Origin of the sequence: Pseudomonas sp. FP198 (genome assembly GCF_030687895.1) — a bacterium.
In the GTDB taxonomy this organism is placed as follows: domain Bacteria; phylum Pseudomonadota; class Gammaproteobacteria; order Pseudomonadales; family Pseudomonadaceae; genus Aquipseudomonas.
Map to the genome: position 1 here is coordinate 3,162,685 of NZ_CP117452.1, position 25,977 is coordinate 3,188,661.

At 60.9% G+C, this 25,977-nt stretch carries 24 protein-coding genes and 1 pseudogene; 13 read left to right on the forward strand and 12 right to left on the reverse strand.

The window, feature by feature from the left end; all coding sequences use genetic code 11:
* Positions 1 to 351: 351 nt before the first annotated feature.
* Positions 352 to 1,275 (reverse strand): LysR family transcriptional regulator, encoded by a 924-nt coding sequence (locus tag PSH78_RS14380; RefSeq protein WP_305494915.1) that lies wholly within the window; start codon positions 1,273 to 1,275, stop codon positions 352 to 354.
* Between the two features lie 112 nt (positions 1,276 to 1,387).
* On the opposite strand from PSH78_RS14380, the gene PSH78_RS14385 reads away from it, so the two are divergent.
* The 3 genes from PSH78_RS14385 (at position 1,388) to PSH78_RS14395 (ending at position 6,254) form a co-directional block, all read left to right on the forward strand.
* A complete protein-coding gene (locus PSH78_RS14385) occupies positions 1,388 to 2,383 on the forward strand; it encodes an aldo/keto reductase (protein WP_305494917.1) in 996 nt (331 codons plus the stop codon).
* 176 nt (positions 2,384 to 2,559) lie between these two features.
* The gene (potE, locus tag PSH78_RS14390) at positions 2,560 to 3,969 is read left to right on the forward strand and encodes a putrescine-ornithine antiporter (RefSeq protein WP_305494919.1); all 1,410 of its coding nucleotides are present in this window, start codon (positions 2,560 to 2,562) and stop codon (positions 3,967 to 3,969) included.
* Entirely contained in the window at positions 3,966 to 6,254 is a 2,289-nt protein-coding gene (locus PSH78_RS14395; protein WP_305494921.1) for an Orn/Lys/Arg decarboxylase N-terminal domain-containing protein, read from the forward strand. Before potE ends, PSH78_RS14395 begins: the two co-directional genes overlap by 4 nt.
* 1 nt (position 6,255) lies before the next feature.
* Here PSH78_RS14395 and PSH78_RS14400 read toward each other — a convergent pair whose 3' ends face one another.
* Positions 6,256 to 6,819: a TetR/AcrR family transcriptional regulator gene (locus PSH78_RS14400; RefSeq protein ID WP_305494922.1), complete on the reverse strand. Its 564-nt coding sequence runs from the start codon at positions 6,817 to 6,819 to the stop codon at positions 6,256 to 6,258.
* Between the two features lie 188 nt (positions 6,820 to 7,007).
* On the opposite strand from PSH78_RS14400, the gene PSH78_RS14405 reads away from it, so the two are divergent.
* Positions 7,008 to 7,664: a glutathione S-transferase gene (locus PSH78_RS14405; RefSeq protein ID WP_305501260.1), complete on the forward strand. Its 657-nt coding sequence runs from the start codon at positions 7,008 to 7,010 to the stop codon at positions 7,662 to 7,664.
* Positions 7,665 to 7,741: 77 nt separating this feature from the next.
* On the opposite strand, the gene PSH78_RS14410 is transcribed toward PSH78_RS14405, so the two are convergent.
* On the reverse strand, positions 7,742 to 8,437 hold the full coding sequence (locus PSH78_RS14410; RefSeq protein ID WP_305494924.1) for a tRNA (adenine(22)-N(1))-methyltransferase TrmK: 696 nt from the start codon (positions 8,435 to 8,437) through the stop codon (positions 7,742 to 7,744).
* A 247-nt stretch (positions 8,438 to 8,684) separates the two neighbouring features.
* Between PSH78_RS14410 and PSH78_RS14415 the strand changes: the two genes are divergently transcribed.
* Positions 8,685 to 9,419: a substrate-binding periplasmic protein gene (locus PSH78_RS14415; protein ID WP_370871123.1), complete on the forward strand. Its 735-nt coding sequence runs from the start codon at positions 8,685 to 8,687 to the stop codon at positions 9,417 to 9,419.
* Between the two features lie 12 nt (positions 9,420 to 9,431).
* On the opposite strand, the gene PSH78_RS14420 is transcribed toward PSH78_RS14415, so the two are convergent.
* Positions 9,432 to 9,890: a helix-turn-helix domain-containing protein gene (locus PSH78_RS14420; RefSeq protein WP_305494929.1), complete on the reverse strand. Its 459-nt coding sequence runs from the start codon at positions 9,888 to 9,890 to the stop codon at positions 9,432 to 9,434.
* A 127-nt stretch (positions 9,891 to 10,017) separates the two neighbouring features.
* Between PSH78_RS14420 and PSH78_RS14425 the strand changes: the two genes are divergently transcribed.
* Together PSH78_RS14425 and PSH78_RS14430 are read left to right on the forward strand one after the other, a co-directional pair.
* Positions 10,018 to 11,199: an MFS transporter gene (locus PSH78_RS14425; RefSeq protein ID WP_305501262.1), complete on the forward strand. Its 1,182-nt coding sequence runs from the start codon at positions 10,018 to 10,020 to the stop codon at positions 11,197 to 11,199.
* A 240-nt stretch (positions 11,200 to 11,439) separates the two neighbouring features.
* Positions 11,440 to 11,685, forward strand: coding sequence for a hypothetical protein (locus tag PSH78_RS14430; RefSeq protein ID WP_305494931.1), 246 nt, complete (start codon positions 11,440 to 11,442; stop codon positions 11,683 to 11,685).
* A 60-nt stretch (positions 11,686 to 11,745) separates the two neighbouring features.
* Here PSH78_RS14430 and PSH78_RS14435 read toward each other — a convergent pair whose 3' ends face one another.
* Positions 11,746 to 12,630, reverse strand: coding sequence for a LysR substrate-binding domain-containing protein (locus PSH78_RS14435; protein ID WP_305494933.1), 885 nt, complete (start codon positions 12,628 to 12,630; stop codon positions 11,746 to 11,748).
* A gap of 105 nt (positions 12,631 to 12,735) precedes the next feature.
* Here PSH78_RS14435 and PSH78_RS14440 point away from each other — a divergent pair, with 105 nt between their 5' ends.
* Positions 12,736 to 13,191 carry a PACE efflux transporter gene (locus PSH78_RS14440; RefSeq protein ID WP_305494935.1) on the forward strand — a complete coding sequence of 152 codons (456 nt, stop codon included), beginning with the start codon at positions 12,736 to 12,738 and terminating at the stop codon, positions 13,189 to 13,191.
* 10 nt (positions 13,192 to 13,201) lie between these two features.
* On the opposite strand, the gene PSH78_RS14445 is transcribed toward PSH78_RS14440, so the two are convergent.
* Positions 13,202 to 14,056, reverse strand: a complete 855-nt coding sequence (locus PSH78_RS14445; protein ID WP_305494937.1) for a LysR substrate-binding domain-containing protein — start codon at positions 14,054 to 14,056, stop codon at positions 13,202 to 13,204.
* 74 nt (positions 14,057 to 14,130) lie between these two features.
* Here PSH78_RS14445 and PSH78_RS14450 point away from each other — a divergent pair, with 74 nt between their 5' ends.
* On the forward strand, positions 14,131 to 15,093 hold the full coding sequence (locus PSH78_RS14450) for a DMT family transporter (protein WP_305494938.1): 963 nt from the start codon (positions 14,131 to 14,133) through the stop codon (positions 15,091 to 15,093).
* On the opposite strand, the gene PSH78_RS14455 is transcribed toward PSH78_RS14450, so the two are convergent.
* Positions 15,076 to 15,624, reverse strand: coding sequence for a DUF488 family protein (locus PSH78_RS14455; RefSeq protein ID WP_305494939.1), 549 nt, complete (start codon positions 15,622 to 15,624; stop codon positions 15,076 to 15,078). The genes PSH78_RS14450 and PSH78_RS14455 overlap by 18 nt on opposite strands.
* A 201-nt stretch (positions 15,625 to 15,825) precedes the next feature.
* Between PSH78_RS14455 and PSH78_RS14460 the strand changes: the two genes are divergently transcribed.
* A complete protein-coding gene (locus PSH78_RS14460) occupies positions 15,826 to 16,095 on the forward strand; it encodes a YceK/YidQ family lipoprotein (protein ID WP_305494940.1) in 270 nt (89 codons plus the stop codon).
* Between the two features lie 323 nt (positions 16,096 to 16,418).
* On the opposite strand, the gene PSH78_RS14465 is transcribed toward PSH78_RS14460, so the two are convergent.
* Complete coding sequence (locus PSH78_RS14465) at positions 16,419 to 18,473, reverse strand: pyridoxamine 5'-phosphate oxidase family protein (protein WP_305494942.1); 2,055 nt, start codon at positions 18,471 to 18,473, stop codon at positions 16,419 to 16,421.
* Positions 18,474 to 18,677: 204 nt separating this feature from the next.
* Complete coding sequence (locus PSH78_RS14470; RefSeq protein WP_305494943.1) at positions 18,678 to 20,285, reverse strand: hybrid sensor histidine kinase/response regulator; 1,608 nt, start codon at positions 20,283 to 20,285, stop codon at positions 18,678 to 18,680.
* 104 nt (positions 20,286 to 20,389) lie between these two features.
* Between PSH78_RS14470 and PSH78_RS14475 the strand changes: the two genes are divergently transcribed.
* From PSH78_RS14475 to PSH78_RS14485, 3 genes are all read left to right on the forward strand, one after another.
* Positions 20,390 to 21,040, forward strand: coding sequence for a response regulator transcription factor (locus PSH78_RS14475; protein ID WP_305494944.1), 651 nt, complete (start codon positions 20,390 to 20,392; stop codon positions 21,038 to 21,040).
* A gap of 302 nt (positions 21,041 to 21,342) precedes the next feature.
* Positions 21,343 to 21,831, forward strand: a complete 489-nt coding sequence (locus PSH78_RS14480; RefSeq protein ID WP_305494945.1) for a hypothetical protein — start codon at positions 21,343 to 21,345, stop codon at positions 21,829 to 21,831.
* A 334-nt stretch (positions 21,832 to 22,165) separates the two neighbouring features.
* Positions 22,166 to 23,734: a hybrid sensor histidine kinase/response regulator gene (locus PSH78_RS14485; protein ID WP_305501263.1), complete on the forward strand. Its 1,569-nt coding sequence runs from the start codon at positions 22,166 to 22,168 to the stop codon at positions 23,732 to 23,734.
* 39 nt (positions 23,735 to 23,773) lie between these two features.
* Here PSH78_RS14485 and PSH78_RS26650 read toward each other — a convergent pair whose 3' ends face one another.
* The 3 genes and pseudogenes from PSH78_RS26650 to PSH78_RS14495 form a co-directional block, all read right to left on the reverse strand.
* The gene (locus tag PSH78_RS26650) at positions 23,774 to 24,358 is read right to left on the reverse strand and encodes a methyl-accepting chemotaxis protein (protein ID WP_370871124.1); all 585 of its coding nucleotides are present in this window, start codon (positions 24,356 to 24,358) and stop codon (positions 23,774 to 23,776) included.
* 51 nt (positions 24,359 to 24,409) lie between these two features.
* A pseudogene (locus PSH78_RS26655) lies at positions 24,410 to 25,129 on the reverse strand (PAS domain-containing protein); the annotation flags it as partial.
* Between the two features lie 162 nt (positions 25,130 to 25,291).
* On the reverse strand, positions 25,292 to 25,954 hold the full coding sequence (locus tag PSH78_RS14495) for a hypothetical protein (RefSeq protein WP_305501265.1): 663 nt from the start codon (positions 25,952 to 25,954) through the stop codon (positions 25,292 to 25,294).
* Positions 25,955 to 25,977: the final 23 nt, after the last annotated feature.

Consider the following 25,977-nt stretch of genomic DNA (forward strand, 5'->3'; position numbering starts at 1 on the left):
TGCCGATACAAACCGTGGCGAGGGAGCTTGCTCCCGCTGGGCTGCGTAGCGGCCCCAAGCCCTATCACCGAGGTGTGCCAGGCTGATCACGAGCCTTTTGGGATTGCTGCGCAATCCAGCGGGAGCAAGCTCCCTGGCCACGAAGGGCAGTGCTGGGTGTCAGCGTCAAAGGCTTGAGGTCATGGTTTTCTGTGGCGAGGGGATTTATCCCCGCTGGGCTGCGTAGCGGCCCCAAGCCCCTTCACCAGGGTGTGCCAGGCTGATCACGACCAGCCTTCTTGGGATTGCTACGCAATCCAGCGGGAGCAAGCTCCCTCGCCACGGGGGAATGGGGTTTCGGGGTGGTTCGGGTTAAACCCGCACCATCAGGGACTCGTCCGCATCCGCCGCGCCATGCAGCAATTCGATCAGCCAATCGATGAACACCCTTACCCTCGGCGACAGCTGTCGATGAGGCGGGTAGACCACTGAAATCGGCCATGACGGCACCGGATGATCGCTCAGTACCTCGATCAACCGCCCCTCGGCGATCTGCCGTTGCACGTGGTAACGCGGCGCCTGGATCAGGCCGAATCCTGCCTCACAAGCCGTTACGTAGCCGTCGGCGTTGTTGACGGTCAGCTCGGATGACATCTGCAATTCGCGCACCTGCCCTGCCACTTCGAATTCGAACGGGAAATAGCGACCGTTACCGGACGCGAAACCGATGGCGCGGTGCTCTGCCAGGTCCTCCAGCGCCACAGGCGTACCTGAACGGGCCAAGTAGCCAGGGCTGGCGCAAGTCACCTGGCACAACCGCACGATCGGTCGCGCCACCAGCGCCTGGTCGCTGATGGCGCCGGCCCGAACGGCGCAATCCACGCCTTCACGCTGCAGATGAACCAACCGGTCATGAAACCCCAGGTCCAGTTTCAATTGCGGATAGCGCCGATAGAAGTCCGCCAGGTTCGGCACGATCCATGTGCAGCCGAAGGCGATGGGCATGTCCACGCGCAGGGTGCCGCGAGGTTGGCTGCGTTGCGCCGACAGCGAGGTTTCCAGGTCATCCAGTTCATCGAGCAACTGGCCGCAGCGCTGGTAATAGGCTTCGCCGTCCAGGGTTGCGCGCACCTGCCGCGTGGTGCGCTGTAGCAGTTGCACCCCCAGATGCCCCTCCAGTTGCTGGATCAACAGGCTGACGGTAGCCCGGGGCAAACCCAGATCGTCGGCCGCCTTGCCGAAACCGCCCAGTTCGACGATGCGCCGGAACACCTGCATTGCCTGTAGTCGATCCATGGTTCCACTCACTATTCGGAAATCACGAATAGTTAAAACAAAAACAGCGGCTTTATCCAGAAAACTGTTTTACGAAGACTGATCACGTCACTTCAACCTAAAGGAACAACCAATGATCACTCGCCAACTTGGCCATCAAGGTCCCCACGTCAGCGCCATCGGCCTGGGCTGCATGGGCATGTCGGATTTCTACACCACGGGCACCGACGAGCGCGAATCCATCGCCACGCTCCACCGCGCCGTTGAGCTGGGCGTGACCCTGTTCGACACGGCCGACATGTACGGGCCGCACACCAACGAAGAACTGCTCGGACGCGCCTTGCGCGGCAAGCGTGAAGGCATCTACCTGGCGAGCAAGTTCGGCCTGGTGCGCAGCGATGATCCGCATGCCCGGGGCGTCAATGGTCACCCCGAATACGTCCGGCAGTCGATCGATGGCAGCCTCAAGCGCCTGGGTACCGATTACCTTGACCTCTACTATCAGCATCGCATCGACCCACAGGTACCCGTCGAAGAAACCATCGGCGCCATGGCCGAGCTGGTCAAGGCCGGCAAGGTCCGCCACATCGGGATTTCGGAGGCCAGCGCCGAGACCATTCAGCGGGCCCATGCCGTGCACCCGTTGGCAGCGGTGCAAAGCGAATACTCGCTGTGGTCCAGGGAGCCGGAACACAACGGCGTGCTCGACACCTGCCGACGCCTGGGGATCGCTTTTGTCGCCTACAGCCCCTTGGGCCGCGGCTTCCTGACAGGCGAGCTGAAGACCCCGGACGATTTTGCCGCAGACGATTACCGCCGCTTCAACCCGCGTTTCCTGGCCGACAATTTCCAGCGCAACCTGGCCTTGGTCGAACGGGTCAAGGCGTTGGCTGAGCAGAAGCAGATCAGCGCCTCGCAACTGGCCTTGGGCTGGGTGCTGGCCCAGGGCAGCAATGTGATCCCGATCCCCGGCACCAAGCAGCGCAAGTACCTGGAAAGCAACGTCGCTGCCGCCAGCGTCTTCCTGAGCGCCGAGGAGCTGGCTCAGCTGGATGCTATTTTCGGTGCCCAAGGCGCGGTGGCTGGCGAACGCTACAGCGCCGAGGTGATGACCTTGCTCGACGGCTGAGCAGGCCGGGCTTTTTACCCGCAACGGCACCGGGGACATTCGTCCCCCGTGCCACCCCGGCACGTTTTCGATCCGATTCTTGACCAGCGGCGCCAAATCCCGCTGCGATATTCTGGCTTACTGCAAATCCTCTGCTATAGCTTAAGCCCTTCACTTCATGCATGTGAGGCAAGGGAATGTCAGTCGCCAAGAAGATGAGTGTGAGTCAGCTGACCATGCTGACCGCCGTCAACATGCTAGGGTCCGGCATCATATTGTTGCCGACCAAACTCGCCGAAGTCGGCGGCATCTCCATCCTGTCCTGGCTGATCACCGCCACGGGCTCGCTGGCACTGGCCTACGCGTTCGCCCGCTGCGGCATGCTCAGCCGCAAGACCGGCGGCATGGGCGGTTACGCCGAATATACCTTCGGCAAATCCGGCAACTACATCACCAACTACACCTACGGCCTTTCGCTGTTGATTGCCAACGTGGCGATCAGCATTACCGCCGTCGGCTATATCCAGACGTTGTTCGAGATCAAGCTGGATTCGCTGCAAGTCGGCCTGGCGACCATCGCTTTGTTGTGGCTGACCACCTTCGCCAATTTCGGCGGCGCACGCATCACCGGCAAGATCGGCGCCGTGACGGTGTGGGGAGTCATCGCCCCGGTGGTGCTGGTTTCCACGGTCGGTTGGTTCTGGTTCGACAGCAGCATTTATGCCGCCGGCTGGAACCCTCACGACAAGACCTGGTACGAAGCGGCAGGCGCTTCGGTGGCGATCACGCTCTGGGCATTCCTCGGGCTCGAATCGGCCTGCGCCAACGGGGATGCGGTGGAAAATCCCGAGAAGAACGTGCCGATCGCGGTCCTTGGCGGGACCCTCGGCGCCGCGGTGATCTACATCGTTTCGACCAACGTCATCGCCGGTATTGTCGACAACGCCGAGCTGGTCTCCTCCACCGCGCCGTTCGGCCTGGTGTTCGCCAAGATGTTCACGCCGCTGGTGGGTGACATCGTCATGGGCCTGATGGTGCTGGCCTGCATCGGCTCGTTGCTCGGCTGGCAATTCACCGTCGCACAAGTCTTCAAGAGTTCGGCGGATACCGGCTATTTCCTGCCGATCTTCGCCAAGGCCAACAAACATGGCGTGCCGATCATCAGCATGCTGATCCTGCTGGCGATGCAGACAACCATGGCGCTGCTGACCATCAGCCCGGACCTGGCCAAGCAGTTCGATACGCTGGTGAATCTCGCCGTGGTGACCAACCTGGTGCCCTACATTCTCTCCATGGCGACACTGGTGACCCTGCAAAAGGTTTCGAATGTCCCGGCGAACAAAGCCCTGGTCACCAATATCGTCGCGGGCATCGCCGCGGCCTACAGCTACCTGGCCCTCTACAGCTCGGGCGAACAAGCCTTGATGCTCGGCGGCGTTGCGGTGATCTTCGGCTATACGCTGTTCGGTTTCGTCAACACCCGCCTGATCCGCCTGGAGGCGTTGAACAACAGCGTACCGACCCAGACCGTCGCGGCGCAGCACATCGTTGGCGAGCCCATTCCCGTCAACCACCTGAAGGCAGCTAACCTGGAGCCCTTGCCATGACGGAACATCGAAATCTGTTGGGGATGCTGGCCTTGCTGGTCTCCAATGCGCCCGACAAACGCAGCGTATTCGGTCGTGCCCTGATCCAGCTGATCAGCGATGTGGAGGACCGCGCCGTGAGCGTGCTGACCTCCGAAACCCTGAGTGATGCCAAGTCGATCCTGAGCTCCGACCCGGCCATCCAATGCGTGTTGCTCAGTTGGGAAATCGACACCAGCGACGACCACCGCGAATGCATCGACCTGCTCACCGCGCTACGCGAGCGCAACACCCGCGTACCGGTGTTCCTGATCAGTGATCGCAGCACGGCGTCCAACGTGCCGTTGATCGTCATGCAACATGCCGATGACTTCATCTGGCTGCCGGAAGACACCAGCCGCTTCCTCAGCGGGCGGATACTGGCGGCTATCGAGCGCTATCGCCAGGCGGTGCTGCCGCCGATGTTCGGCGCGCTGCTGAAGTTTGCCCGCAGCTACGAATATTCCTGGCACACACCGGGCCATGCGGGCGGCACGGCGTTCTTGAAAAGCACCGCCGGCCGGGCATTCTATGAGTTTTTCGGGGAGAACCTGCTGCGCTCGGACCTGTCGATTTCCGTCGGCGAGCTGGGTTCCCTGCTCGACCACAGCGGCCCTATCGGACAGGGCGAGCGATATGCCGCCAAAGTGTTCGGCGCGCATCGCACCTACTACGTCACCAACGGCTCATCGATGTCCAACCGCGTCATCCTGATGGCCAGTGTGACCCGCGACCAGATCGCATTGTGCGACCGCAACTGCCATAAATCCGCCGAGCATGCGATGACCCTCTCCGGGGCCATTCCGACCTACCTGGTGCCGACCCGCAACCGCTTCGGCATCATCGGCCCAATCCTGCCGCAGACGCTCAGCGCCGAGGGGGTGAAGGCCGCCATCGCGAGCAACCCGCTGGTCAAGAGTCACATCGACCCGACGCCGGTGCATGCGATCATCACCAACTCCACCTATGACGGCCTGACCTACAACGTCACTCGCGTCGAGGAGTTGTTGGGGCAAAGCGTCGATCGGCTGCATTTCGACGAAGCCTGGTACGGCTACGCGCGTTTCAATCCGCTGTACAAGGATCGCTTTGCGATGCACGGCAGCCCGGACGATCACGACCCGTCGAAACCGACCGTGTTCGCCACCCAGTCCACGCATAAGCTGTTGGCGGCGCTGTCCCAGGCCTCGATGATCCATGTGCGCAACGGCCGCAATCCGATCCCCCATGGGCGCTTCAACGAGTCGTACATGATGCACGCCTCGACCTCGCCGAATTACGCAATCATGGCCTCCTGCGACGTCAGCTCGGCGATGATGGAGGCGCCCAGCGGGCAGATCCTCACCAGCGAAGCGATCGAGGAAGCCATCGCCTTCCGTCAGGTCATCTCGCATATGCAGAACGAGATGCGCAGCCATGACGACTGGTTCTTTTCCTGCTGGCAGCCGCCGTCAGTACAGGTCGACGGGTTGTCGATTGCGTTCCACGAAGTTGACCCGGCCAGGCTCAAGGTCGATCCAGGCTGCTGGGTCCTGCACCCCAATGAAGTCTGGCACGGCTTCGGTGACATTGAAGACGGCTACTGCATGCTCGACCCGATCAAGGTCTCGATCCTCAGCCCCGGGATGGGCGACGACGGCAACCTGCTGGACTTCGGTATTCCGGCGTGTGTGCTCAGTGCCTACCTAGGCACGCAAGGCATCGTGGTGGAAAAAACCACCGATTTCACCATCCTGTTCCTGTTTTCCATCGGCATCACCAAGGGCAAGTGGGGCACGCTGGTCAACGCGCTGCTCGACTTCAAGCGCGACTACGACGCCAACCTGGAACTGGAACTCTGCCTGCCCGACCTGTTGAGCGCCAACCAGCAGCGTTATTCCGGCATGGGTCTCAAGGACCTCGCCGAAGAAATTTTCGCCGCCATGAAACAAACCAGGACCACTGCCGCCATGGCCCAGGCGTTTGGCACACTGCCTCAGGCGCACTTCAGCCCGGTGGAGGCGTACGAGAAACTGGTCAAGAACGAGATCGAGCAAGTCACCCTCGAAGAAGCGGCCGGACGCATCGCCGCGACGGGTATCGTGCCGTATCCACCAGGAATTCCCTTGCTGATGCCGGGAGAAAACGCAGGGCCGTCGGAAGGACCGGTGCTGACCTATCTCAAGGCCCTGGAGAGCTTTGACCGATCGTTCCCCGGGTTCACCCATGACACCCATGGAATTGAAAGCGAAGCGGGCACTTATCGATTGCTGGTGCTGAAACAGTAGCTCAACCCGGGATCAGTCCGGCTTCCTGGTAGCTGAGGATCAGTTCGTCGAACAGGCTGATGTCGAGCCGCGTCCGGGCAATCAACTGGGCACCGGCGACAGCGGTGTAAATGGCCAGGGCGCGGCGTTCACACTTTTCCACGCTGCCCGTGCCGGCGGCTGCCAGCACCTCGGCCAGCCACGCCACGTTGGCGTCGGCGAAAGCCTTGACCTCGCGCTTCACCGGCTCAGGCAAGTCTTCGTGTTCGGCCGCCATGAAGCTGGACAGGCAGAGTCTGTTGCCGTCCTCCAATGACTTGCGAAAGATCGACGGGTACAGCCGCAAGCAACCATGGGGGTCGGGGTTCTCCTCACGGATCGTCTTCAGAACGGCGGCCGCGTCCTGCCAGTAGCGTTCAGCTACCGCCGCGCCCAGATCGGCCTTGCTGGGGAAGTGGTAGTAGATACTCGCGTTCTTGATCCCCACCGCTTCGGCAATGCTTCGAAAGTTTATTCCGCTGTAGCCATGGGTCTGCGCAGCGCTTTTAGCGGCTGCCAGGATGGCTTCCCGAGCGTTTTCGCTCACGTCCCGTTCCTCATTCTGAATGGCTGAAACCGGGCTGATTGTACCCGCAGCCAGTTTACCTGCCAAGTGACAGGTAGGGGTTGACAGCCCGAGAACTGTCGCCCAATCTTTTACCTACCAATTGACAGGCAGGTAAGTTGACCATGACTCTTCCCCATTCCCACCACGACGTTTCCGAGCTTCCTATGATGAAAATCCATGACTGGTTTGACGGCCCGTACCCGGCGCGAGTACGCATCGCCCTGGCTGAGAAAGGTCTACTCTCGAAAATCGAATTCGTCTCGGTCAATCTATGGACGGGCGAACACAAGAAGCCGGAGTTCCTCGCGATCAATTATTCGGGAACGCTGCCGGTGTTGGAGCTGGAAGACGGCACGCTCATCGCCGAATGCACGGCGATCACGCAGTACCTGGACGCCTTGGTTGGGCCCCCAGCCCTGACCGGTGAAACGCCTTTGGAGAAAGGCCTGATCCAGATGATGACCAAGCGCGCCGAAATAGAATTCCTCGATGCGGTCAGCGTGTATTTCCACCATGCGACCCCGGGTCTAGGGCCGGAGGTCGAGTTGTACCAGAACGCTGAGTGGGGCATGCGTATGCGCGACAAGGCGGTCAGGGGCATGCGTTATTTCAACGGCCTGCTGAGCCAACGCCCTTTTGTTGCAGGCGAGCATTTTTCGATGGCAGACATCGCGGTACTGGGCGGCATGATCTTCGCCTCGCTGGTCAAGTTGCCAGTGCCCGAGGAATGCCAGGCGTTGCTGGCATGGCATTCGAAGATGCAGGCAAGACCCAGCGTCCAGCAGTGGCGAGCAATGGTCGAGCGCGGTGCAGCGCAACGTTGAAGTAAAAACGCATCCGCCATTTGATGTAACGGCGGCGGATGCGCTTTGTCAGCCAGTCGCGCAACAGCTCGAGCGGCTCACGCCAACAGTTCGCTGATCCAGCGAATTTGCCGCGCGATCTCCTGCACCTTTTCCTGCGCCACACCCTGCTGCGCCCGGGTGAGGTTAGCCAGGTTCTTTTGTTTGAAGCGCAGCATGCGCTGCCACTTGTCGAGGAATACCGGGCTGCGGGCCTGCATCTGCAGCGGGCCGAAGTACAGTTCCTCGGCACTGTACGTCACCGGCCCATCGCGCTCGGCGACGATGATTTCGTAGTAGAAGCGGTTCTCCCGCAACATTTCCTCCGACAAGATGCGGTAATCGTGGGCCATCAACCATTGGCGCAGTGGCTGCTCGCCGCCGTTAGGCTGCAGGATCAGCCGTTCCCGGCCGCTCAGGCGGGACTTGCCGGCCTCGAGAATGTCGCGAATCGTCTCGCCCCCCATGCCGCACAGGCTGATCGCCGTTATGCCGTCGCCGGGTTCGATCGCCGCCAGGCCGCTGGCCAGGCGCACGGCAATCGTGTGCTCCAGGCCGCTTTCGCGCACCGTGCGTTCGGCCGAGCGGAACGGCGTCAACGCCACCTCCCCGGCCACAGCTGCGCTGATCACACCACGACGTAGCAATGCCACCGGCAAGTAGCCGTGATCGGAACCGATATCGGCAAGCCGAGCACCCGCCGGCACATGCGCTGCCACGCGCTCCAGGCGCATGGATAATGTCTGTTCGTTCAAACTTCCAGTCCTATTCTCGCCGGGCAGCCCCGGCGTCTGTAGCCACGGTCAGGCGCGACACTGTACCAGCGACGGATGCAGTCAGGCGTGTGAACCCTCGCGCACCCGGCCCGGCACGGCACACAACTGCGGGATCGTTCTCATAACGGAGCCGCAGCCGTCGTCAGCCACGTGTTTGGGTCTATGCTTGTCTTGGGTTCGCTCAGGAACGGCGAACCGCCTATCAGGAGAACATGTGAAGCATTCGATGCCTGCCGCAGCGCTGCTCTGTCTATTGCTCGGTTCAGGGGCCGCGGCTGAGCCATATCAGGTCGTGACCGAGGAATGGGCACCCTACAACTACGTCGAAAACAGTCAGCTCACCGGTATGACCACGGAAATCGTCCGAGCCATCATGGCCCAGACCGGGGACGACTTCGAAGTAGTGCTGCAGCCCAGCATGCGGGCCACGCAAATATTGCGGACCCGGCCCAAGACCATCATGTTCTCGCTGTTCCGCACGCCGGAGCGCGAGCCGTTGTACAAGTGGGTCGGGCCGATCGTCGAAGAATCCATCCATGCCTATCAACTGGCAGACGCGCCGCCGATCACTTCGCTGGAACAGCTGCTGCGCGCCCCGCAAATCACCACCCGCCATGCCGGCCTGGTGCCCCAGATGCTGAAATCGCTGGGCTTCAACAACCTGGACAAGAGCGCCACCGAGAGCAAGCTGCTCTACCGCATGTTGCTGGCCGGGCGGACGAATATCATCGTCGGCGATACCGATGCGGGCGTGGCGTATTACAGCCGCCAGTTGAAAATACCCGCCGGAACACTGCGCAGGATTCCCATCGAACTCTACCGCTCCTCGCTGTACATCGCCTTCAGCGTCGACAGCGACGAGCAGGTGATTGCCAAGTGGGCCAACGCGCTTGAGCAACTGCGCCGGTCCGGTGAACTGGCGCGCATCCAGCAACGCTACGAGCAACCAGCCGAACGCTGAAGCACAGCGGCTTCACGACGCGCCGGCAACCCGCCTGACCCGGTGACAATCCCACGGTTCGATTTTGCGGCCACTCGATGAACGAATCTCGATCGGCATCAGCGGCTGCCCTGATTCGTTATCTACCAAAAGCGACCTTGTCTCCTGCGGAGTGAACAGGAACCTTTCACCCCACTGCCTCAAGCTGACGACCAGCGCAAAAGTTGCCTGGCCTTTTTCCGTCAGGACGTACTCCTTGTAGGCGCTCCCATCCGAGGCGGGCCGCACCTCGAACACGCCGACCTCGACCAGGGCCTTGAGTCGCGACGCCAGGATGTTCTTGGCCACGCCCAGGTTCTTCTGAAACTCGCTGAAGCGGCGAAGCCCATCGAAGGCGTCGCGGATGATCAACAGCGACCAGCGATCGCCGATGACTTCCAGCGTGCGTGCCACGGGACATTCGCGGTTATGCGAGACATCGTTCTCGACCATCTTGTTTACCTTCGGACCCGTTTACTCGTCGGTCAGTCTCGCCCATGTGGTTGCAATTTAAAACCCAATCCCGCATAAATCGAAAACAGGTTTTCAATTGAAACCAGAATTACCCACGGAGAGGAACATGAGCGCATTTACCCCCATGGAACGAGGCTTGTCCAAAACGCTGACGTTATTGTTTTCGGTGACTTGCGCACTGGCCGTTGCCAATGTCTATTTTGCCCAGCCGTTACTCGCCTCCATCGCACAAAGCCTCGGCGTGACGCCCGGATCGATCGGCATCGTGGTGACGGCCACCCAGGCTGGATACGCGCTGGGGTTGCTGTTCATCGTGCCGTTGGGCGACAAGGTCGACAGCAGGCGGCTGATCCTCACGCTCGTGACGTTATCGGTGCTGGCGCTGGCGGCCGTCGGTGCTTCCCGGCACTGGCTGGTCCTGTTGGCAGCCATGAGCCTGACGGGCTTGATGGCGGTGGTCGTGCAGGTAATGGTCGCCTATGCCGCGCTGCTGTCTCCACCGGCCCAACGCGGGCAGGCCGTGGGCGCCCTGACCAGCGCGATCGTGCTGGGCATTCTCATGGCTCGGTTCACTTCTGGGCTGATCGCCGACCTGGCGGGCTGGCGTGCGGTTTATTTCGTTTCGTCAGGACTGATGCTGACGATCGCGGCAGTGTTATGGAAAATAGCGCCACCCGCCAAACCGCTACGTAACCAGCCTACCTACCCAGCGCTCATTCGATCGCTGTTCAAACTGTTCCTGACTGAACCGGTCCTGCGCAGCAGAGGCTTGTTCGCGCTGCTGATCTTCGCGGCTTTTTCCGTGCTATGGACCGCCATGGTATTGCCCCTCAGTGCCGCTCCGCTGGCGCTTTCACACACCGCTATCGGCCTGTTCGGCCTGGCCGGCGTTGCCGGGGCGCTCGCCGCCAGGAGGGCTGGCCGCTGGGCGGACCGAGGCTGGGGGCGACGGGTGACCGGCCTTTCCCTGGGGCTGCTGGCGCTTTCCTGGCTGCCCATCGCCTTTGCCGAGTCGTCGTTGATCGCGCTGGTCGTGGGAGTGATCCTGCTCGATTTCGCCGTGCAGGCGGTGCATGTCACCAACCAGAGTTTTCTTTTCGCCGCGCGGCCCGACGCCCAGAGCCGCATGGTTGGCGCCTACATGTGTTGTTACTCGGTCGGCAGCGCGCTGGGGGCGGCAGCTGCCACTCAGGTGTATGCGCTTTGGGGCTGGCAGGCGGTGAGTTTACTGGGCGCCTCGATCAGCCTCGCGGCGCTGGTTTCATGGTTTTTCTCGGCGCGGAATTAGCCTTTTCAAACCCCTGGCAAAAACTATCGATAACGGCGTTTTCGCCAATATATTGGCGACAAAAACTGCAGATTTGAAAACATTCGAAAAAGCGACAATATTCCGACAAATGGCACTGGCGTGCCATTGCTGAAGGTTCGATGAAGCGCTCATCATCCGCCTCATCGGCCCTGCCTGTTCAACTGAACAGAGGCAGGCGCAGAGGCAGTCAATCGCATCGCCCAGCGGAGCAATACAAGGATGATGACCGTATATTTTGTCGTTATGACGATTTGCAGTGGCTTCGAGGGTTGCGTTGAAGAACGCAGACCGGGGCCGACCTACGCTTCAAGGCAGATCTGCCTGGAGACGGCCAGGGAGATGACGCCGCGCAAGGGCGTGAAGTTCAAGTGCCGCAGCGAGCGTTCCAACGTGGTCTTCACCGAGGCGCCGCGCCCGGAAAGTTACGAGAGTCTCGTCTCGACCAAAGTCCAGGGACAGCCTTGACCTCGAACCTATTCCCGCGCCAATCGGGTTTTCCATGGCCCAGCCGTTTGACGCCTTGTTTCAGCAGGCGCCCTGCCCCAGCAACCATTCACTGAACGCCCGTACCGCAGGCTGCCGCTCCCGTCCCGGTACGCACACCAGGGTATAGCGCGCACCCGCCAGGCGAACTTCCGGCCGATAAGGCACCAACTGCCCACGGGCCACGGCCTCCGCAACCAGGACCTGGCTGGCGAGCACCAGACCGTGTCCGACGATTGCTGCCTGCAGCGCATGTTGCTCTTCGTCATAGCCTCGCACGCGGGCGTTATCCAGCCAGACCGAAGTACCGGCCCGGGCGCACCAGGCCGGCCAATCGACCGCGACATCGGAGCTGCTCAGCCACGGCACGTCGATCAACTCGACGGGAGCCCCCGTTGCGGGCGGCTGCCAGCCGGGGTGGCAGTAGACGGCAAAATATTCATCCAGCAATGGCTGCTCGAACAGTTGCGGATCCGAGGTGAACACGGCGCGAATCGCCAGGTCGATGCTGGCGTCACGCTGCAGGTCGACGACATCATTGCTGCTGTGCAGTCGGACGCTGATGTCCGGGTGCGCTCGATAAAAATCGCCGAGCCGCGGGATCAGCCACAGGCTGGCGAAGGCCGGCGTCGTGCTCACCACCAGTGATTGCGCGACACAAGGCGGCGCCAATGTCTGCAAGCCATGCTGGATCTCCGCCAAGGCCCGGTGGATATGCGGATAAAGCCGCTCGCCATCGGGGCTCAGGCGTACGCTCTGGCTGGAGCGTTCGAACAACCGCACACCCAGAAACGCTTCGAGGCTCTTGACCTGATGGGAGATCGCCGCGGCGCTGATACTCAGCTCCTGGGCCGCCGCCTTGAAGCTGCCCAGCCGTGCGGCGGACTCGAAGCCGCGCAAGGCGGTCAGGGGCTGTCTGGCAAACATGGCGGCAAGCATTACTCAGGTTGAGCGAGGCTCAATTTAGCTCAATTGTGCGCCGCCGCTCAACTCGCCAGGCTGTGGTCCTGCCCCGTTTCCCGGAGACCACCGATGCAAGGCGCACCTCGAAAAATTCTTCAAGCCATCCTCTACGAAGCCGGCGGCGTGCTGTTCGTGGCCCCTGCACTGGCGCTGATCTATCAGCAAGGCATGGGTTATTCGACCCTGCTGTCGTTGCTGATTTCTTTCGTCGCGCTGGCCTGGAACATGCTGTTCAATGGTTTGTTCGAAGCCTGGGAGCGGCGCCAGGACAATCGCCAGCGCAACTGGCGCCGGCGTCTGTGGCATTCGCTGGGATTCGAAGGCGGCCTGACGCTGATCCTCACGCCAGTGATTGCCGCGTGGCTGGACATCAGCCTGTGGCAGGCATTGGCGACAAACCTGGGGCTCTTCGTGTTTTTCTTTTTCTACGCCCTGGTTTTTCAGTGGGCATTCGACCGGGTGTTTGATCTTCCGCTTTCGGCGCAGCCCGACCAGGCCTCGACCTGCAAGGCCAACGCCACCTGAAACAGACCGTCTACAGTCGAAAACGCTGCTGCATGGCCTGGCCAAGCAGGTCCACCGCTTCATTGCCGCGTGACGCCTGGGAGCGCATGAACACCACTGCATGGTCAGCAATCACCGGCAGGCCATCAAGGATCCGCATGTGCTCGGTCACGCGGGCACGATCGATCAGGCTGATCGCCAGACCGGCCTCGACACAAGCCTTGACGGCCTGGTTGGACGGGCTTTCCAGAACGACGCGCAGCCGGTAACCGCTCTCCCTGAGCGCCTGCATCATGGCTTGTCGATAAGGGCACTGCGCCGCATGCACGGCCAGCGCGAGCGGTTCGGACAGGCTGGCCGGCGCGTGAATCGCGCCGACCCAGACCGGCGTCGTGGTGGTCAATACCTCGGTTTCCTCCCATGCCTGATCCATCGGCTGAGCGAGCACGGCCGCTTGCAGTTTCCCGCGCTGCACCTGCTCACGCAGGGCATAACTGGGGGCCGTCCTCAGCTCGAGGATCACGTTTGGCCAGGCTGCCGTGAATGTCGGCAGGATGTCGCGGATGACGTGGTCGGCGTACTCGTCCGGCACGCCTAACGTGATGCGACCCGCCAGCCGCGTGCCGTGCAGGTCGGCCAGCACCCGATCGTGGGTGGTGAGCAACTCCGTTGTGGAAAGCAGCAAGCGCTTGCCCAGCGCGGTCAGGGATACCGCCTGATTGTCGCGGTTCAGCAACCGACCTCCGGCGACCGCTTCCAATCGCTGGATGTGCACGCTCACCGCCGCCGGGCTTTTGTGCAACTGCTCGGCTGCGGCGCTGAACTTGCCGATTCGCGCGACGGCGTGAAAGGTCCGTATCAGCTCGATATCCAATATGGCGGTCATGATTCATTTTTCCTGAACGACTGCTGCAAGATATTTTGATTTATTAGATTAGGCTGCTTTCGTAGCCTGTGACCATGAACCTGCCCAAATCGATCACTTGCCCTTTGCCGTCCAGCGTCTATTGGCTGATCCCCTTGCCTTTGCTGGAGGCCGCCTTGCTCCTGGCCTGGAGCTCCGGGTTTGTCGGTGCGCGATTCTCCATTGATTACGCGCCGCCACTGCTGGTGGTGTTCTGGCGCTGCCTGGTAGTCACACTGGTGCTGTTTCCTTTCGTCGCCGGGCAGTTGCGGCGAGCCTCGCGGGTCACTTTGTTGAAAAACGCCGGCATCGGCCTGCTCGCGATGGCTGGGTACCTGGCTGGTATCACCCAGGGCATCGCCTTGGGCGTACCCGCTGGGCTGGCGGCGTTGTTCGCCGATCTGTTGCCGATAGGCCTGGCGTTGCTGGGCGCCGGTGCTCTGGGCCAGCGCTTGGCGCCGCGCGTCTGGGCCGGACTGATCGTCGGCCTGATCGGCGTTGCGCTTGGCACCCACGGCGCGCTGGCTTGGGGCCACGCGCCACTGTGGGCGTACGGGCTGCCATTGCTGGGAATGTTTTCGCTGGCTATCGCGACCCTCTGGCAAAAGCGACTGCCTGCCTCGCAATCGCTCGGCCTGCTGCCCAACCTCTGGCTGCAATGTGGCGTCTCCGGCCTGGCATTCGCCGTGATCGAGGGCACGCAAGGCAGCCTGGCGCCGATACCGAGTACCGGGTTTGCGCTGAGTGTGCTGTGGACGGCAGGTTTGTCGACAATCGGCGGTTACGGGCTCTATTGGCTGTGTCTGCGCCGGGCATCCACCACCCGCGTCGCCAGCGTCCTGTACCTGAGCCCACCGATCACGATGCTGTGGGCCTGGGCGATGTTCGACGAACCGCTTTCATGGCAGATGGCACTGGGGATGGCGGTGTCCGCCATCGGAATCTGGCTGGTGGTGCGTGAAGAAACCCGGCAGACGCGACGGACTGAAAATCGGCAGGAGTCATCGCGAGTGCACTGAGTCGGGCGGATAAGTCAATTTGAGCCCAGACGTTTGAGCCGCCGGGTTCAAGACCGCTCGTGTCGCCTTGTCTTTGTCCATGATGTGGTAGACCTCGACATTGCGGAGCAACAGATAGTCGCTGATGATCCGGCGATGACAGCGCCACCAGACGGCCTCCGCGCACATGATGGCGCAGCGTCGGGTCCGGCTGAGCGCCAGCAGGCGGTCCAGGCCCCGCTCGAATTCGTCCGACAGCGCGTAATCCGCATAATTATGAAAGCTGCGGTTCTCCCAGAATCCGTTGACGTCATCGGCAACTGTCACGGATTTCTTTCGCAGCCCGCCCAGCTCCCGGAGCTGCTCATGCTCAAGCCCGAACGGCGCCAGCAGGCCGGCAAGCGTGTCGAGATTGTACTGAGGGTTTCGCCGCGATCTCGGCACAGTCCGCACATCGACGATCATCTCTACATCGAAGCTTTTGACGATTTCCACGAACTGTTCGAGGGTCCTCGTTGAGTGACCGATGGTGTAGAGGCTGGGGTTTTCCATGAGAGATCCGGTTTCGGCTGGGTGCTTTCACTAGGAGCAGCCTGGCGACAGATTGGTTTCCAGCTTCAATGCGCGGCGTACTCTGTTGCGAGTAGTTTCTTATCTGAAAAAATTTGTGCACTTGTGACAGGGATCCATTGGCGGGCCAACCCGGTCGCAGCCCACAGTGCTAAAGTCGCGCACCAACAACGAGGGACCGCCATGCGCATCGTGGGAATTGCTTTGACCATCACACTGCTGACAGGGTGCGCGACGGCCAACGAAACCTTTGGCACCGGGCAGCTTTGCGGTATTCACCCTTATTGCGGTGTGTCCGTCGATCTCCAGGTGCTCAAGGCGACGACCGAAGATAACGCGACCATCGCACGCGCACTGGCGCCGTTCGCAGTCATCGATCTACCCCTCAGCTTCGTCGCCGATACGCTGATCCTGCCCTACACCATTTTTCATATGAGACCGGCTGAGGAATAAATTCACTGTCCAGGGTGTTGAACACACAGGCCCCTTCGCGAGCAGGCTCGCTCCCACACTGGAATGGGCCAGGTGTCGGATGTGTATGCGCCACAGGGCCCATGTGGGAGCGAGCTTGCTCGCGAAGGCGGCGTATCAGTCGATGAAGAGGTTGGATGGACTGACCTCATCGCGAGCAAGCTCGCACACACTGGAATGGGCCAGGTGTCGGATGTGTATGCGCCGCAGGGCCCATGTGGGAGCGAGCCTGCTCGCGAAGGCGGCGTATCAGTCGATGAAGACATTGAATGTGCTGGCGAAGGAACAAGCGCCAGCGCCACACGCTAGACCTCCAGCACCAAAGGCTCGCTGCCCTGGGCCGGTACGGCGCAGCAGATCAGCACTTCGCCGGCGGCCACGGGCTCGGCCGGCTGGGTCAGGTAATGCACCTGGCCCTGGGTCATGCGGGTCTTGCAGGTGCCGCAGGATCCACCGCGGCAACTGAACTCCGGATTCAGACCCCGCGCCTCGGCCAATTCCAGCAGCGTCCCGCTTTCCGGTTCCCAGCGGGCTTCCTTGGCCGAACCGGCGAACAGCACCTTGACCGCTTCGGTGGCCGCCGGCACTTGCTCGGCCGCCGGTACGCTGACTTCGATGTCGCGCACCAGCGTGGACGGACCAAAGGTTTCGGCGTGAATGCGATCATCGGGAATGCGCAGCTTGCGCAAGCCGTCGTACAGCGCCTGGGTAAAGCTGCCCGGCCCGCACAGGTAGTAATCGTAATCATCGAGGGGCAACAGTTGCTTGAGCAGCGTCACTTCGATTCTGCCGGCCACGTCGTAGCCTTGCCCGACCGTCCCGTCGCTGGGCGGCTGGCTGACCATGCGCAGCACCCGCAACTTGTCACCGGCACGGGCCACCAATTCATCGATCTCCTCGCGAAAGGCCAGGTCGGCCACGTGGCGAGCGCTTTGCACCAGCCAGACCGGGCGCATCCGGCTGATGCGTTTCCCCTGGTAGACCACCTCGCGCAGCATCGACAACAGCGGTGTGATGCCGACGCCCGCCGCCAACAGTACCAAAGGCCGGCGCTCAGTCGGATTCACCGTGAAATGGCCCTGAGGCGCCCGGGCGTCAATCTGGTGGGACGCCTGGATCTGCTCATGCAGGTGCGAAGACACCGCGCCGTCACGCTTGACGCTGATGCGCAGAAAATCGTCCGACGGTGCGCTGGACACGCTATAGGTCCGGATCGATGGCACTTGCTGTCCTTCCAGCGTTATCCGTACGGGTAGATGCTGTCCGGCTTCAAAGCGGGGTAAACCGACGCCGTCGTTGGTTTGCAGGTAGAAGGATCGAATATCGTGGCTTTCGTCCACCACCCGGGTGACCTGCAGCGCCCGCCATTGGCTGCGCAGGGCCTCGGCGTGCAAGCGCTCGGCGGTCTGCTCCCAGCTGCCGGTCATCAATGAATTGGGCGACTCACCCTCGTCCTGGTCCTTCCAGCGCAACGGCAGCGCCCCCGGACGATGGACAATGCGCTGCGGAGTAAAACGCAACAGCCGCTCGGCGCCCTGGAACGCGGCGATCTGCGTGTCGTCCAGCAGCACTTGCGCCGATCCGCTCATCTGCAGCAAATCGCCCGTTTGGAAATCAACGAAGACCAGGCCCGCACGCGGGTTCAGCAGGATATTGCCCAGCGTATTGAAGAACAGGTTTCCAGAGAAGTCCGGAATGGTCAGCGTGCCGTCCTCGTCCATGCGCACAAAACCTGACTTGCCGCCGCGATGGGACGCATCGACTTGCCGATCGCCGTCGCGTACCACGTAGGTGGCGATGTAGAACGAATCGGCCGCCGTGACCAACTGCCGGACCAACGGGTCGGCCGCCTCCAATTGGCGCGATTCGGCGGGCTGCTCATCGACGAAACGGTACTGGCGCAGGTTGATGTAGCGTGGGCAGTTGCCATAGGCCTGGCTCACCGAGATCTCCAGCCCGCGCTCAAGCCGCCGCCGGACGACGCCGTTCACGCGGTTGCGGCGACGGGTATGCAACTCGATGCCGAGCATGCCGATGGCGTCACCCTCGCCCATGCCTTGCTGGGCCGGATCTTCAGGTTCCGGATCGAAGTGGATGTGCAGCGTTTCCGGGTCCGGTGAATTCATGAAACCGGGCTGCCCGGTACGCAGGGTCGCCCAGACATCGCCCTGGCGATTCACCGCGCCCAGCACCACGAAAGGCAACTGAGCGTAAAAGTCGCGGTGCTGATCCGGCATCCAGTTACGCGCCAGTTGCCGCTGGCCGACACCCGCCATCATTTCTACTGCCCCGACGGTGCGCTGCAAGGCCAACTCGCCTTCATGCCAGGGCGAAGGGACTACTTTCGAGGCTTCGTTCATCGATCACTCCTTGCGCCTGCGGCATCGCTGCCTGGGCCAGTGCGCTACGGTCAGGGTTCGTCCGTCACCCCCTTTGACCGGGTGTGTGGGCGGGTGGAGTCATCTTCTTCCCAATGCGCCGAGGCAAGAATACGCACGGATTGAAATCCACTGTTTCATCAAATGAAATGACGCGTGGCGTGGGGGTCGCTGCCCTGCCAGGGCCTAGATCCTCCAGGCAAAATTCTTCGTCAGTTCAAGCAGGGTCGTGCGCAACTCCGGCGGGCGCACGGGCTTGGCCAGGATCGAGATGTTCATGTGGTGCAGCGCATGGCGAATGCGCTCGATCTCATGCCCGGTCATGATCATCGCCGGCACCTCCCAGCCGCGCTGCTCACGAATCGCTGCGATACACTCGGCGCCAGACACTTTGGGGCCCAGATCGAAATCCGCGATGATGATGTCGCAGTCACTGCTCACGCCGACGCCGTCACTGTGGGTCTCGACGACACAACCCCACTTCTCCAGCAACGCGGACGTCGCCATCAACACGTTGGAATCGTCTTCCACCAGGCACACCCGCAAACCCTGCAAACGGTTCTGTGGCGCAACCGGCCGGTCCACGGTGGTTCCGGGCGCGATCCTTTCCAGGCCCTGGATCATGGCGCGAGTGCCCTTGCCGAGCCTCGAATCCAGGCGGATGTCCAGGTTGATCAGATGACTGATGCGCTTGACGATCGACAATCCCAGGCCCAGCCCTTCGACGTCTTTGTCGCGCACATGACGCACCCGGTAAAACTCCTTGAACACCTCGGGCAGGTGCTCGGCGGCAATGCCCCGGCCCTTGTCATAGATGACGATCGACAGGCCGCTGCCTTGCGGACGAACACCGATCAGCACCGGTTGGCCGGGGGCGTACTTGAGCGTGTTGGAAATCAGGTTCTGCACCATCGTCGCCAACAGGCCGGCATTGACCTGGACCCAATGCCTGCAAGGCCGCAAGCGCAGTTCGACGCCGGCCCAGCGGGCGGCTTCGGTGTTCTGCTTGACCACGTCCTGCAGCAGCACATCAAGGTTGACCGGCTCGGCTTGCGGCTCAAGCTGACCGTTGTCGAGGGTGTAGATGTCCAGGATCGAACGAAACAGCTGCGAGACGATATGCAGCGATCGGTCGATGTTATCCACCAACCGTAGCTCCTCCCGGCCCAGCCTGGCGTCGCGCAGACAGGCGGTGAACAGGCCGATCGAGTGGATCGGCTGGCGCAAGTCATGGCTGGCCTGGGCAAGGAAACGGGATTTTTCCTGATTCGCCGCGATCGCCTCTTCCGACGCGATGCGTGTGCGGGTCAGCAGGACGTGGGCATAGGCCGGCACGACGATTGTCGTCACTATCAAGGTCAGGAACAGGAAAGGCTGACTGCGCCAGAACGGCGTGAACAGGAAAATCGCCACCAGCGTGGCCAAGGCAATCAACGTCGCGATCGTCAGGTAGCGCGTACCGAAACGCATGCCGTTGCCCAGCGTGACCCACAGCACGGCAGCGTACAACGGCAGCGCGCCCTCCCCGCCGACGAACAGCGCATAAGCCAGGCTTACGTAGTCGAGGGTCATGGCGAACAGTCGGCGCCAGAAGAAATGTCCCGGCCAGCGCTTGATCGCCATGCGCAACGGAATCGCGACGCCGAAGAAAAAGGTCATGTACCACATGATCGGTACATAGGTCGCAAAATCGCTGGAGGGAAGACTCGCAACGACAAAGACATATAACGAGGCACAAGCCCCGACCGTCAATCTCAATGTAGCCTGGTCCAGCTCGCTGTTCTTTTCAGTCATATTCAAATCCATTTCCCAACATGAAAGTTTGTTCCAGACTTGAAACCCGACACCTTCGTTTAAGGTACGATGCGCGGGACTGGAAGATCAGGAGGATCTTGCGCATGACCTGCAGAGTGATAGTAGCCGATGACCACCCCTTGTTTCGCGAGGGTATGTTAAGAACCATTGAAAGGCTTCTTCCGACAGCAATAATCGAACAGGCGGGTAATCTCGAGGAAGTACTGTCGCTGGCCAGATCCGGAGCAGAAGTGGATTCCCTGATTCTCGATCTGCGCTTTCCGGGCATCAAGTCGCTCGACGTCATCAAGCAATTGCGCCATGAATTCAAACGCACTTCGATCATTGTGGTTTCAATGGTCGAAGACATCGACGTCATTGACCAGGTCATGGCGTTGGGGGCTGACGGTTTTATTGGCAAGAACATCGACCCCGCCGGCATCGCCGAAGCCCTGATGGCGATTCGTGAAGGCGAAGTGGTCGTGAAATACCAGACGGAAAACTCGATACTTGCTGATGTCCAATCAACTGCACTTTCCCAGCTGACCGCACGGCAAAGACAAGTGCTTGGCCTGATCGCCGCCGGCAAGACCAACAAGGAAATCGCCAAGGAGCTGGGGATTTCGCCCTTTACCGTCCGGATCCATGTCTCAGGTTTGCTCAAGGCGCTGGATGTCCCTACCCGCGCGGCGGCTGCCGCTCAATTCGCCAATGACCCGAGCGTTGATAAATGGCCGGGTAAATATCAAACCTGAAGCACCGACCAAGCGTGCGCGACATAAGACTTTATCCGCCCTGCGCGCGAGCCAGGCCATAGCACACTTGTACTATAGCCTTCAGCATTATCCTCCGCCTAAGCTGTCAACACGCCATTAATGGCCAACATTCAAGCTAATTAAACTTCACGCCATCGCGCGCGCATTAAAGCGCGCGTCGACGGGTTGTGGATGGCGTTTCGTGCACTGTCGAGAAAAATAGCCAACAGGTTGCGCATGCTGGGTCAACTTCGCTCGTCCGCGAAATGGAACGGTCCTGAAAACCACTCAAGGTAAGTCTTATGTCTTTCAATTATGGAAAAACACTCAAGAACGGAATGGCACTGTGCTTACTGGCCGGGGCACTCGCCGGCTGTACCAATACCGGTGACTTGATGGGCGCCTTGAACCCCGGCGCACAGAAATACGACATTGCTTATCTCAAGCAGACCATCATTCCGGGCAAGACCACCAAAGGCCAGATCACTCAGATGTTCGGCGCACCGGTGAGCGAGGAACTTGATTCAACCAGCACCAGCAATGAGTCGAACTGGACGTATGACAAAAGGGAAGAAGGCCTGGATAAATACATGAAGCTGGCTCACAAATATGTCTCGACCGAGACGAGCCTGAAGATGTATGACACCTCGGCCCAGATCTCCAAGGCACAAGGCGTCGCCAACGACGTCGGCAGCGTGACGGGCCAACGAAAAGGCCAGAGCCAGACCCAGGGCACCGTCTTGACGATTTATTTTATCGACGACGTGGTGAAATATTACCGGGTTTATTGAGGCTTCGATTCACGCCCTGGTCAGCGTGCCAGGGCAGCATCCCCCTTCACCCACACCCCGTCGGGGTTCCTGTTCAACCATCAGAGGGCGGCCACTCCATGGCCGCCCTCTGATGTTTCTGAGACGGCCCAACCCATTTCAGGCCACCTGCTCGTCCAACGCCTCGCTCGGATGAGGCAGGTCGAGTCATTTCCTGTCTATGATTTGCCTACCTGATAGCGCGTCCCAGAGGCACCTCATACGCCAACCGAGGCCGCCCCGGGAGCGTCCACCCTTAGCGGAAGGTTGAAGGCCCTTGGAAAAGAACAGCGAACTCGACTAGGCTACGTTACGCCTGACCGTCAGCGCCTGCGCACTGTTATACATCGTGGTATTGGCAGGCCTCCATCCCGGCGAAGCCACGAGTTACCTGCCAATCATTATCTACATCGTGACTTTCATCGTCGCGTCGGTATTTCTGCGCATGATCATCCAGCGTTATCCGGGACACTTTTTCTGGCGACGCCTTTTCGCGATGGTCCATGACTACACCGGGATTGCCTTCGCCATGGTCCTGGGAGGCGAAGGCGCACTCCCGATCTACGCCGCGCTGTTGTGGGTCACCCTGGGTAACGGGATGCGCTTTGGCTCACGCTATCTGGCGCTGGCGACGGCCATCGCGCTGGTAACCCTGGTGCTGATTTTTTCCCTCAATCCATTCTGGCGCACGCAGCCCTACATGTTCCTGATGTTGATCGTGACCACCATCGTGGTTCCGGCCTACGCGCACATTCTGCTCAAACGCACGCGCATTGCTTCGGAAGAGGCGATTGCCGCGAACCAGGAGAAATCGCGTTTCCTGGCCCAGGCCAGCCATGACTTGCGCCAGCCCATCCACTCCATCGGCCTGTTTACCGCTTGCCTGCGTGATGCCAGGCTGGGGCTGGAGGAGCTACGACTGGTGGACAACATCGACCGTTCGCTGCACACCGTGTCGCAATTGTTTCGTTCGATTCTGGACATCTACACGCTGGACCACGGCAAGCTCGCGCCACAAGCCGAGACGGTGCACCTGGGAGAGCTGCTTCAGGATGTAGTCAGGCAAAACACCGAAGCGGCTCGATGGGCCGGCGTGGAGCTGCGCCTGCGCGCCTGCCCTTATTGGGTGACCGTAAACGCGGGGCTATTGACCACGATGGTCCAGAATCTTCTGTCCAATGCCCTTAAATACGCGCCGGGCCAACCAGTACTGGTCGGCGTGCGGCGTCGGGCCAAGGGCCTTGCGATAGTGGTATATGACAAGGGGCGCGGCATCGCCGAAGAACACTTGCCCGACGTGTTCAATGAGTTCTATCGGGTGCGCCATGTGCGCGACAAAGATGTCGAGGGGCTAGGCCTCGGGCTTTCCATCGTCAAGCGCATCAGCCAGTTGCTCAATGTTGAAATCGACATTCGCTCCAAGGTCGGGCAAGGCACCCGAGTGGCGATCAGCGGACTGGCGCCAGCGGCACCACAGGCAGTGACAGCCAGGACGCCCGCAACCTACAACCGCCTTGACGGGCTGCGGGTGTGCCTGGTCGAGGACGACGCGAACGTCTTGATGGCGACGTCGGCGCTGCTTGAAAAATGGGGCTGCCAGGTCGAAACCCACAGCGACGCCGAAGGGTTGACCAGTGACTGCGACATCATCATTGCCGATTTCGACCTCGGCACCAGAGTGTCCGGTTCCGAGTGCATTGCGGCGATACGCGAGCAGCGCGGCTGGGAAGTTCCGGCGCTGGTGATCACCGGGCACGAGATCGAGCGAATACGCCATTCGCTACAGAGCCTGAACATTTCGGTGCTCGCCAAGCCGGTTCGACCGCCAGAGCTACGATCGGTGTTGCTTGATCAGGTCAAGGCCATGAAGACCGCGTCGGATTGACAAGTATTCCGTCACGTCCTTGTGAACCGGAGCAGGTAATCAGCCGACCCAGCCAATCGCCGTCTTGGGAATGACCTCGGATTCATCGAGCTTGGAGGCGAACATGCTCACCGCCTCCAACGCATCCGTGGTCCCGGCCCTGATCTGTACGATCACCGATCCGGCCTGGTCCGCCAGGGTCACCCCGCGCAATGCGCCTTCCTGAGTCACGCTCATGCTGGCGACGGCGTCGCGGGTTTCCGAAAGGATCATGCCGATCATCTCGGCGATCTCCGACGTGGAGCGACTGGTGCGCCCGGCCAGTTGCCGGACTTCGTCGGCCACCACCGCGAAGCCCCTGCCCTGGTCGCCCGCCCGCGCCGCCTCGATGGCCGCGTTGAGCGCCAACAGGTTGGTCTGGTCGGCGATGCCGCGAATGGTGTTGACGATGGCGGTGATCTCCTCCGAGCGCGCACCCAGTTGCCCGACCAGGCGCGCGGAAGCGCCGATGTTCTCGGCGATCTGGCGCATTTCCCTGGCGGTCTGCTGGATCACCTGGGCGCCCTGCTCGGCGACTCTCTCGGTCTCGGAGGAAATGTGGTACGCACGGGACGCACCGCGTGAGTCTTCTTCGAACTTCTCCACCCGTTCGGTGATGTCACTGGCGAACTTGACGATCTTGCTCAGCTTGCCTTCGGCGTCATAGACCGGGTTGTAACTGGCTTCCAGCCAGACCACCTTGCCGTGCTTGCCGACCCGCTTGAATTGTCCGGTGAAAAACTCACCGGCATTGAGGCGTCGCCAGAAATCGCCATATTCCGAACTGTTGACCAGGCCCGCTTCGCAAAACAACCGGTGATGCTTGCCTTTGATCTCCGCCAGGGAGTAATTCATCGTGTGCAGGAAGTTGTCATTGGCGGTCAATATGTTGCCGCCCAGGTCGAATTCAATGACCGCCATGGCCCGATCAAGTGCCGCCAGCCGGCCCCGGATCTCCGCATCACTGGCAACCCGGGCGGTGACGTCAAGTGCATATTTGACGACTTTCACGACTTTACCGTGTTCGTCCAGAACCGGGTTATAGCTGGCTTCCAGCCAGACATTTCGACCTTGCCCGCTGACCCGCTGGAAAGTCCCGGAAACGAATTGACCGGCCCGCAGCCGGTCCCAGAACTCACGATATTCAGCACTGCCAGCCAGCGCGGGCGTACAGAAATTGCGATGGGACAGGCCCGCCATTTGGTCCTCGCGGTACCCCATCGTCTTCAGGAAATTTTCGTTGGCGCGCAGCACTTTGCCGTCGGGGCTGAACTCGATCACGGCCATCGACCGTTCCAGCGCGCCAACCAGTCCTTTATAGGTTGCCAATTCGGCCGTCCTGGCCGTCAGTTCATTTTTCAATGCGGTGTTAAACATGACGTACCCTCGGCAGAATCTGGAAATCAACCGGACCTCAAATGGCTATCGGCGAATAATCCGGAGACTGAAACGGTACGCAGGAATTATCTTTTGACGTCAAGAAAGTCTGTATCTGCTTACTTTTGTTTGCCGAAAGAAAATAACCTCTGAAGTACAACGTCACCGCGTGGAGTACTTCATCTGGGTTATTTCACTGACTCTTTCGGGCACCCCGTTGAAGGCCGGCGTGACCGACTTGATCGATTGGCCGCGATAAGGTCCCTCCACCGGGAACCAGTTCTGCACCACGGCGACCTGCCTCGCGGCGCCCCCGGTGGTGATTTCGTTGGTGAATTTGCAAGTGTCGAACGTCCCGAGCGCCGTCGTGATGGTCTCCCGGCCGTTATAGGTCAGCTTTTCGGAAACCTCGAATTCAACCGTCCCGCCGGCGCTGTGGGCCTTGCCTTTATAACTGACGGAAACGGTCTGGCCAGGCTGCAGGTCCAGTGGCGTGCCGGGCGGCGGGTCATAGGTGGTGGTCACCAATGAAGCCCCGTCGCCATGCCGGTCACCGTACCGAATCATTTTGCCGTCCTTGATCTCGGCATAGGTCTTGGTCAGGAAGAACGGCGCGTTGTTCAAGTACGAGGTGTGCAAGGTCACCACCGGATCGGCTCCGGCAAAGGCTTCACGCCCGAGCGTCTCGGTTTTGCTGCGGCTGGTGGCGGGCGACAGGTTGTCGCGACTTTCGGAATGCACCACGGTCCCGGGCCGGAAGTCGGCTTCGTTGGTGCAGTCGGCGGATGAGGTGTCTGCGGCGTACGCCGCCGACGCACCGGTCATGATCAGCACAATGGCCAAGCCTC

Coding starts and splice junctions, on each gene's coding strand:
- PSH78_RS14380 (WP_305494915.1), bottom strand. CDS start 1,275: ATGGATCGACTACAGGCAATGCAGGTGTTCCGGCGCATCGTCGAACTG.
- PSH78_RS14385 (WP_305494917.1), top strand. CDS start 1,388: ATGATCACTCGCCAACTTGGCCATCAAGGTCCCCACGTCAGCGCCATC.
- potE (WP_305494919.1), top strand. CDS start 2,560: ATGTCAGTCGCCAAGAAGATGAGTGTGAGTCAGCTGACCATGCTGACC.
- PSH78_RS14395 (WP_305494921.1), top strand. CDS start 3,966: ATGACGGAACATCGAAATCTGTTGGGGATGCTGGCCTTGCTGGTCTCC.
- PSH78_RS14405 (WP_305501260.1), top strand. CDS start 7,008: ATGAAAATCCATGACTGGTTTGACGGCCCGTACCCGGCGCGAGTACGC.
- PSH78_RS14415 (WP_370871123.1), top strand. CDS start 8,685: ATGCCTGCCGCAGCGCTGCTCTGTCTATTGCTCGGTTCAGGGGCCGCG.
- PSH78_RS14420 (WP_305494929.1), bottom strand. CDS start 9,890: ATGGTCGAGAACGATGTCTCGCATAACCGCGAATGTCCCGTGGCACGC.
- PSH78_RS14425 (WP_305501262.1), top strand. CDS start 10,018: ATGAGCGCATTTACCCCCATGGAACGAGGCTTGTCCAAAACGCTGACG.
- PSH78_RS14430 (WP_305494931.1), top strand. CDS start 11,440: ATGATGACCGTATATTTTGTCGTTATGACGATTTGCAGTGGCTTCGAG.
- PSH78_RS14435 (WP_305494933.1), bottom strand. CDS start 12,630: ATGTTTGCCAGACAGCCCCTGACCGCCTTGCGCGGCTTCGAGTCCGCC.
- PSH78_RS14440 (WP_305494935.1), top strand. CDS start 12,736: ATGCAAGGCGCACCTCGAAAAATTCTTCAAGCCATCCTCTACGAAGCC.
- PSH78_RS14445 (WP_305494937.1), bottom strand. CDS start 14,056: ATGACCGCCATATTGGATATCGAGCTGATACGGACCTTTCACGCCGTC.
- PSH78_RS14450 (WP_305494938.1), top strand. CDS start 14,131: ATGAACCTGCCCAAATCGATCACTTGCCCTTTGCCGTCCAGCGTCTAT.
- PSH78_RS14455 (WP_305494939.1), bottom strand. CDS start 15,624: ATGGAAAACCCCAGCCTCTACACCATCGGTCACTCAACGAGGACCCTC.
- PSH78_RS14460 (WP_305494940.1), top strand. CDS start 15,826: ATGCGCATCGTGGGAATTGCTTTGACCATCACACTGCTGACAGGGTGC.
- PSH78_RS14465 (WP_305494942.1), bottom strand. CDS start 18,473: ATGAACGAAGCCTCGAAAGTAGTCCCTTCGCCCTGGCATGAAGGCGAG.
- PSH78_RS14470 (WP_305494943.1), bottom strand. CDS start 20,285: ATGACTGAAAAGAACAGCGAGCTGGACCAGGCTACATTGAGATTGACG.
- PSH78_RS14475 (WP_305494944.1), top strand. CDS start 20,390: ATGACCTGCAGAGTGATAGTAGCCGATGACCACCCCTTGTTTCGCGAG.
- PSH78_RS14480 (WP_305494945.1), top strand. CDS start 21,343: ATGTCTTTCAATTATGGAAAAACACTCAAGAACGGAATGGCACTGTGC.
- PSH78_RS14495 (WP_305501265.1), bottom strand. CDS start 25,954: ATGACCGGTGCGTCGGCGGCGTACGCCGCAGACACCTCATCCGCCGAC.